This is a genomic window from Serratia sp. DD3, assembly GCF_000496755.2.
The window spans coordinates 1-7,668 of sequence record NZ_AYKS02000001.1; the positions used below are offsets into that span (position 1 = coordinate 1).

A 7,668-nucleotide genomic window follows, 5' to 3' on the forward strand; every position below is an offset into this window, starting at 1 on the left:
GCTTCCTGCGGGCATCCTGATTGCCGTTACTGGGTTATCCCTATGCTTATTCATACCCCTAGTACAAACAATCGCACTCCTTGCGACAATGTTCTTCATCCTGAAGAAATAACGTCCATGACAAAATCCGTTTACAACCACTCGTCCTAAGTGCGCTTCCTGCGGGCATCCTGAAGAACTAATCATCCATGACGAAATCCGTTTACAACCACTCATCCTGAGTGCGCTTCCTGCGGGCATCCTGAAGAACTAATCATCCATGACGAAATCCGTTTACAACCACTCATCCTGAGTGCGCTTCCTGCGGGCATCCTGAAGAACTAATCATCCATGACGAAATCCGTTTACAACCACTCATCCTGAGTGCGCTTCCTGCGGGCATCCTGATTGCCGTTACTGGGTTATCCCTATGCTTATTCATACCCCTAGTACAAACAATCGCACTCCTTGCGACAATGTTCTTCATCCTGAAGAAATAACGTCCATGACAAAATCCGTTTACAACCACTCATCCTGAGTGCGCTTCCTGCGGGCATCCTGAAGAACTAATCATCCATGACGAAATCCGTTTACAACCACTCATCCTAAGTGTGCTTCCTGCGGGCATCCTGATTGCCGTTACTGAGTCATCCCTATGCTTATTCATACCTCTGGTACAAACAATCTCAACTCCCTGCAACCATGTTCTTCATCCTGAAGAACTAATCATCCATGACAAAATCCGTTTACAACCACTCGTCCTAAGTGCGCTTCCTGCGGGCATCCTGATTGCCGTTACTGGATTATCCCTATCCCCTTAGTACAAAACTCCCTCTAACATCATCCTGTCACTCATTGCACACCTTGTGCACTCCCTGAGATTTATCACCCTTCCTGGATGTTCCTGTTTCCTTCGCGTCCTGCGATGAAAGCTACTTTACGCTTTTATGGATTACGCTCAAGCCACCTACCATTGGCTTACAGTGATATTTTTTCCATAATAAATACAATATATTGTTTTTTAACAAAAAAATAAAAAATCACCATCAGATAAAGCGATATTGCCGCCTCTTCTAATGGCAAATGTCTTACACAACCGATACCGTTTTATACCGAAGTTGATGCAAGCAAATAAAGAGACCTGGCAAGGTTGCTTGAATGATCCCCCCTTTTTATCGCCGATACAGTTATAATCACCCACCAGATAGCCATCTATCCTCACGGAGACGAAAAATTTTGACCAGCAAGAATTACAATTATCATGTGACCCATTTCGTCACCAGTGCACCCGATATTCGCCACCTTCCCGCTGATGAAGGTATTGAAGTTGCATTCGCTGGTCGTTCCAATGCGGGTAAATCCAGCGCACTTAATACCCTGACCAATCAAAAAAGCCTGGCACGTACCAGTAAAACCCCGGGCCGAACCCAACTCATTAATCTGTTCGAGGTTGAAGAAGGTATCCGCTTGGTAGACCTACCAGGCTATGGTTATGCGGAAGTACCGGAAGAGATGAAGCGCAAATGGCAACGCGCACTAGGTGAATACCTGCAGATGCGTAACTGCCTGAAAGGCTTGGTGGTGCTGATGGATATTCGCCATCCACTGAAAGACTTGGATCAACAAATGATTCAATGGGCTATCGATGTTGGCACCCCGGTACTGATATTACTGACCAAAGCGGACAAGCTAGCCTCTGGCGCGCGTAAAGCGCAACTGAATATGGTACGCGAAGCGGTATTACCGTTAATGGGGGATATCCAAGTAGAAGTTTTCTCCTCCCTGAAAAAAATCGGCGTCGACAAACTGAGTCAAAAGTTGAATACCTGGTTTAATACTATCCCCCCTGAAGTGTTACCCGAGGAAGATATTGCTGGGGAATAATCACATAGTAAAAACAATGCATAGACACTAGTTATCAATCTAGGCACACAGATCTACGCACTACGTTATTTGGTTATCCAATTACACTTCCGACAACCACACGTCAAAAAACAATCGAGTAGGAGGCGGGATCGCTCCCGCCGTCCTCTCACACCACCGTACGTACGGTTCCGTATACGGCGGTTCATTGTTAACACGGGAACTGCCGCTGTAAATCCAGTAATGAGAATAATCCCGCATCTGTGAACCACTTCTTCCGGAAGGCTTGGTTCATGTGACTTGCCCCTGCGTTCCACCACGGACCGCGTTGGTTCGTCGCCGATAACCAGGCTCTTTTCTCCAGTAGTCCATTTCTCATCAACATTCTCGCTCGGGCATACGGCCTTTTCTTGTTCCGCCATATCAGGCACCGCAATTTTCTCCGTATCCAGCTATCCAACTCTTCCAGGCAACCTTTAACTTCGGTTAAACGGAAGTAGCTTGTCCAACCTCGTAGCACCGGGTTCAGTTCCCTCAGCACCGTCTTCAGCGATTGCGAGCCATTTCCCGTCGTCAGACTGCGGATTTTGCCCTTAAATCGCCTTACGCTGCTCTCTGCGATCTTCAGCCTTGTCACTTTATGGGCTGTTACACTGTATCCTAGGAATTTGCGTTTCCACGGCCTGTCTACCGCACTTTTGTGGGGGTTAACCTTTAACTGGAGCTTATCTTCCAGATAGGCGCTTATCTCACTCATCGCGTGGTCGCCTGCTTCTCGACTGCCAACATAAATATTACAGTCGTCTGCATAACGGCAGAACCTGTGGCCTCGCCGTTCCAATTCGCGGTCAAGATCCGTCAGTAAGATGTTCGATAACAACGGTGAAAGCGGACTGCCTTGCGGCATACCTTCTCGTCGTTTCGTTGTCTCACCGCCCATGATCATGTCTGCTTCCAGATACCGCCTGATCAGTTTGAGCAACCTGTCGTCTTTGATTTTACGGCTTAACCGCGACATTAAAATGTCGTGGTTCACCCGATCAAAGAACTTTTCCAGGTCCAGATCAACCACCCACCTGCGGCCACTCTGGATGTAGGCTTGTGCCTGTTGCACTGCCTGCCACGCATTGCGGCTCGGGCGAAAACCATAACTGGACTCTGAAAACTCTGGCTCATAATGAGGCGTAAGGTGTTGTTGGATTGCTTGTTGGATCAGTCTGTCTACCACCGTCGGGATGCCGAGTAGTCGTACCCCGCCATCCGGCTTGGGGATCTCCACTTTGCGTATCGCCTGCGGGAGATAGTTCCCTTGCAATAATGCCGTCTTGACGCTTGCCCAATGTTGTTTCAGCCAGTCTTTAAGTTCGCCCACGCTCAGGTTATCTACCCCTGCCGCGCCTTTGTTCTCCAAGACTCGCTGATAGGCCAGCATCACGTTGTTTCGGGTTATCACCGCTTCCATCGTCAGCGGCACTTCCGCTTTCGTTTGCTCACCTTTCGCCGTGCCCGTTTCGGCACCCGTAGCAGACCCCTGCGAGTCCTGCTCGCTTCCTTCTGTTCGGGCTGCGGTTTTCCGCATTTGTGCGTCATTAACGTACATCGAGATAAGGTGTCCTAATCACGGTTATCAATGTTCAGCCCTTCATGACGCCGGGTTTGCATCACTACTACGGCCTCGGCTGACTTCTGTTGCCCCCTCCCAACACCTCACAATGTTGGTAGCTCCATGGCAGAGCAACAGATCTCCCGGGGTAATTAGCGCGACCTTCCTGCTTATACCTGTCGGCTTTACGTAACAGCGTTCCGTACGAGTATCGGGCTTTGACGATATATTGCGTATTCCGCTCTGTTCGATCACGGATTGGCATCGAAGTTCGATCAGTGTTTCGCATCCATTCGATCACCCGGGATGCTTTAACTTTTTCTACTGCTTTTTAACCTCTTTTTTCCTCACTTTCCACTGCCGTTTTGCTTTTCCTCATCGATTCACCCTTCAGGACCAGCCTGTGGGCGTTATGCACCAGTCTGTCCAGGATGGCATCTGCTGTGGTTGGGTTCTCCATCAGCCCGTGCCACTTATCCACCGGGAACTGGCTCACCACCAGGGTGCTGCTTTGCCCGTACCGGTCTTCCACTATTTCCAGCAGATCGTTACATTGCGCGTTGGTCAGTGGCTCCAGACCCAGATCGTCCAGGATAAGCACCTGCGTTTTTTGCAGCTGTTTCAGGTGTTTCAGCCAGCTGCCGTCAACTCGGCCCTGCGCCAGCATTTCCAGTAACCGACCGATACGCCAGTACTGGACGCTGTGTTTCTGCCGGCATGCCTGCTCACCTAGCGCGTTGGCTATCCAGCTTTTTCCGCACCCCGTCGGGCCGGTTATCAGCAGGCTTTTCTTGTGGGTGATGTAATGACCATTCAGCAGTTCCCGCATCTGTTCGCTTCTCAGCCCTCGTGATACCGGGTAATGCAGCCCCTCCGGGGCTGCCTGGTACTTCAGGTTGGCGCTTTTTCTCAGACGCGCGACACGACTATTTTCTCTGTTCAGCAGCTCGTCATCGACCAGCAGGGCCAGTCGCTCCTCGAACGATAGCTCATCGTAAGTTTGTGGGGTTTCACGCTGGCGTATCAGGCTCCCGGCCATTGCCGGCAGCTTCAACTGGGTCAGTTTATTTAGCAGGTTATCGCTCATGACGGTGTTCCTCGGTTCATCAGTTAGTGGTAGTAGCCCGGACCGCGCAGGTTTTCATGTTCCGGCGAGAGTAGTGAGCGCTGTTCATTACGGTCGGAACACGGTATTTCCTGGTTCTCGCGATGGTGGCGCAGCAGGTTGTCGATGAACCGTCTGTCTGGTGCGTTATAATGCCAGGCGATGTAGCAAGCTTTTTCCAGCCTCTCTTTTCCGTATTTTTTCTGCAGCGCGGTCAGACCAAGTACCGCACGGTAGGCCAGCTCCGGGTGAGTTTTCGCTTTCAGCATGGCGTCAACCACCTTGCCGGTGAACGGGCCGATGCGGCTTCCCATCTCGACCAGACTCTCTGGTGTCCAGGTCCCATGTCCCCGGTGCTGAGCCGGCATGTGTAACGGATTGGTGGTGTGTTTATATTCATGCGGGCTACACGGATGCTGTGCCACGCACTGTCCCTTGTGCCAGATCTGAACCACCGACTGACCCGCTTTCAGCGACAGGCGTTCACCAACCAGCTCATGCGGGACCGAGTACCAGTGGCGGGCATACTCAACGTGGTAGTCTGGGCCGACTTTCACCGCTTTGTACTCGGTGTATTCATACAGTGCCAGAGGCAGCGGCGAGAGCGCCGGGGCATCCAGCACGCGGAAGCGCTCTGCGCGGCTCTGGTTGCCGTACCCTTTCATCGGGCGGTTATTCAGGTCCGTCAGCAGCTCACGAAGGCGGGTATTCAGCGCCCTGAGCGTGTGGAAGGTTTCGTTGCGGATCCGGGCAAGCAGCCATCTTTCCACGATAAGGACACCGTTTTCCGCTTTGGATTTATCTTTCGGTTTATAGGGACGAGCCGGGATGATGACGGTGCCGTAGTGCTCCGCCAACGCCTGATAACTGTCATTGATGACCGGTTCATAGCGATCTGCCTTTTTCACCGCACTTTTGAGGTTATCGGGGATCAGCAACTTCGGTACGCCACCCAGGAAGGTCAGGCAGCGGCTGTTGGCGTTCAACCAGGACATCATATCCTGACCTTCACAGGCCTCGACGTAGGTGTAGTTAGAGGCCCCCATCACCGCCACGAAGATGGCCACTCGGCGAACCTCCCCGGTATCCGGGTTGATGATGGGGATCGTCGGACCGCAGAAGTCGATAAAGAGCTTTTCCCCGGCACGGTGCTCCTGGCGCATTGAGAGACGCCGTGTTTTTTTCCACTCACGGTAGCAACGGCAGAAGTGGGAGTATCCCATCGCCAGCTCCCCGGCCTGAGCCTTGTACTCCATCCACAGCAGTTGCCGCGTCACGCCGGGCTTTCTCATCTCAGTGTCGAAGTGAAGCAGATCCGGCGTCACCCGCCCTGACAGCGGCGTGCTTTTTACCGGGAAAAGGCGTTTTTCAAGGACATCATGGGACATCGCTGCGGGGAGAGGCCATGGCAGAGACGTGGCTTTAAAGCGAGCAAGGACCTCAAAAACCGTTGATGAACTGATTTTCATCGTCAGCCCGATGCAACGGTTGGTCAGCTTCTGATCGAACTTGAGCTGAAGGATCTTAAAACAGGTTTCCATAGAACTCCTGGCTTTTCTCTAATGAGATGGTCACCCCCTCCTTGTGTGCGGTACGCTGGCTGGGTGTTTTATTTCAGAGGAAACCAACATGAAAAACGTTACGCTTATTGGTATCGATCTCGGTAAACACTCCTTCCACGTACACTGTCAGGACGAAATGGGTAATGCCCTTCTGCGCAAAAAGTTTACCCGAACCAGACTGATGGAGTTTTTAGCCAGTTGCCAATCAGCGACTGTTGTGATGGAAGCCTGTGCGGGAGCCCATTTTATGGCGCGTCGGATTGCTGATTTAGGTCATGAGGCAAAGCTGATTTCTCCACAGTTCGTCCGCCCTTTCGTTAAGAGCAACAAAAACGATTTTGTCGATGCTGAGGCTATCTGCGAGGCGGCTTCCCGCCCCTCAATGCGCTTTGTTTCACCCAGAACTGAAGACCAGCAGGCAATGTCTGCACTGCATCGGGTCAGAGATTCACTGATACGCCAACGCGTTAAAACCACCAATCAGATGCACGCATTTTTGCTGGAGTTTGGCATCAGCATGCCGCGCGGTATTGCCGTAATTCGGCGTCTGGCCGCCGTGCTGGAAGAAAATGACTTCCCGCCTTACCTGGTAAGGGTTCTGAACAGGCTCCACAGCCAGTATATTTACCTTTGCGGGGAAATTGATGAAATCGATATGGAACTGAAAACCCACCTTGCGGAGGATGAAACCGCACAGCGACTGCTGACCATTCCCGGCGTCGGGCCGGTAACAGCAAGCCTGTTAGCCGCACGACTGGGTGACGGGAAAAACTATGCCAGCAGCCGTGACTTTGCGGCGTCAACCGGGCTGGTTCCCCGCCAGTACAGTACAGGTGGAAAAACGACACTGATGGGCATCAGCAAGCGAGGTGATAAGAATCTGCGACGGCTGCTGGTGCAGTGTGCACGCGTGTTTATGCTGCGGCTGGAGAACAACCCAGGGCGTCTGGCAGAGTGGGTTAAAAAGCAGCTTGCCAGCCATCACTCTAACGTGGTGGCGTGCGCGCTGGCAAACAAACTGGCACGTATAGCCTGGGCGGTTACGGCACATCAGGCGGCGTTCAGCAAATAAAAGAGCCAACGAAAAACTCTTCAGCTCAGTGAGTTAACACGTTACTTTCTGGTTTTGCGAAGACAGATAATTGATGACATGAACGGCATATCGGCCTGCTGATGAACCTGATCTAAAAAGTGGCTCTATGAAGCCGACTCTCTTTTAAGGTTCGGCAGGCGCGAAACTCATCGTGGCGCGAGCATGAATACTCACTAGACGCCGAATAGATTTACGCAAGCCCATCATAAATCAAAATCTGTGTTGCAAAAACGGGGGTGACCATAGATTTTTAGACATCGATGTCTCCATTGGCGTAAAAATCAGCCATGGAGACCGTGTAAGAAAGAGTTAATTCCCGGAGTGATCGGCAGGATGCCAAACCATGATCGGAGATGCGTGCCAAACCGTGATCGATTGTGATGCCAAATCGCGATCGGAGATGCATGCCAAATCATGATCGATTCGAATGCCAAACTGTGATCGATTCAGACGCCATTTTGCA

5 protein-coding genes are annotated in these 7,668 nt (G+C 51.6%); 2 read left to right on the forward strand and 3 right to left on the reverse strand.

Going from position 1 to position 7,668, the window contains the following annotated elements; genetic code table 11:
• Nucleotides 1-1,215 precede the first annotated feature (1,215 nt).
• Complete coding sequence (gene yihA / locus IO95_RS00005; protein ID WP_023492840.1) at nucleotides 1,216-1,863, forward strand: ribosome biogenesis GTP-binding protein YihA/YsxC; 648 nt, start codon at nucleotides 1,216-1,218, stop codon at nucleotides 1,861-1,863.
• A gap of 190 nt (nucleotides 1,864-2,053) precedes the next feature.
• On the opposite strand, the gene ltrA is transcribed toward yihA, so the two are convergent.
• The 3 genes from ltrA to istA form a co-directional block, all read right to left on the reverse strand.
• Nucleotides 2,054-3,442, reverse strand: a complete 1,389-nt coding sequence (gene ltrA / locus IO95_RS00010) for a group II intron reverse transcriptase/maturase (protein ID WP_023492904.1) — start codon at nucleotides 3,440-3,442, stop codon at nucleotides 2,054-2,056.
• 334 nt (nucleotides 3,443-3,776) lie between these two features.
• On the reverse strand, nucleotides 3,777-4,532 hold the full coding sequence (istB, locus tag IO95_RS00015) for an IS21-like element helper ATPase IstB (RefSeq protein ID WP_037383129.1): 756 nt from the start codon (nucleotides 4,530-4,532) through the stop codon (nucleotides 3,777-3,779).
• A 23-nt stretch (nucleotides 4,533-4,555) separates the two neighbouring features.
• A complete protein-coding gene (istA, locus tag IO95_RS00020; RefSeq protein WP_037383134.1) occupies nucleotides 4,556-6,091 on the reverse strand; it encodes an IS21 family transposase in 1,536 nt (511 codons plus the stop codon).
• An 88-nt stretch (nucleotides 6,092-6,179) separates the two neighbouring features.
• Between istA and IO95_RS00025 the strand changes: the two genes are divergently transcribed.
• Complete coding sequence (locus IO95_RS00025; protein ID WP_037383137.1) at nucleotides 6,180-7,184, forward strand: IS110 family transposase; 1,005 nt, start codon at nucleotides 6,180-6,182, stop codon at nucleotides 7,182-7,184.
• The last annotated feature ends 484 nt before the right edge of the window (nucleotides 7,185-7,668 follow it).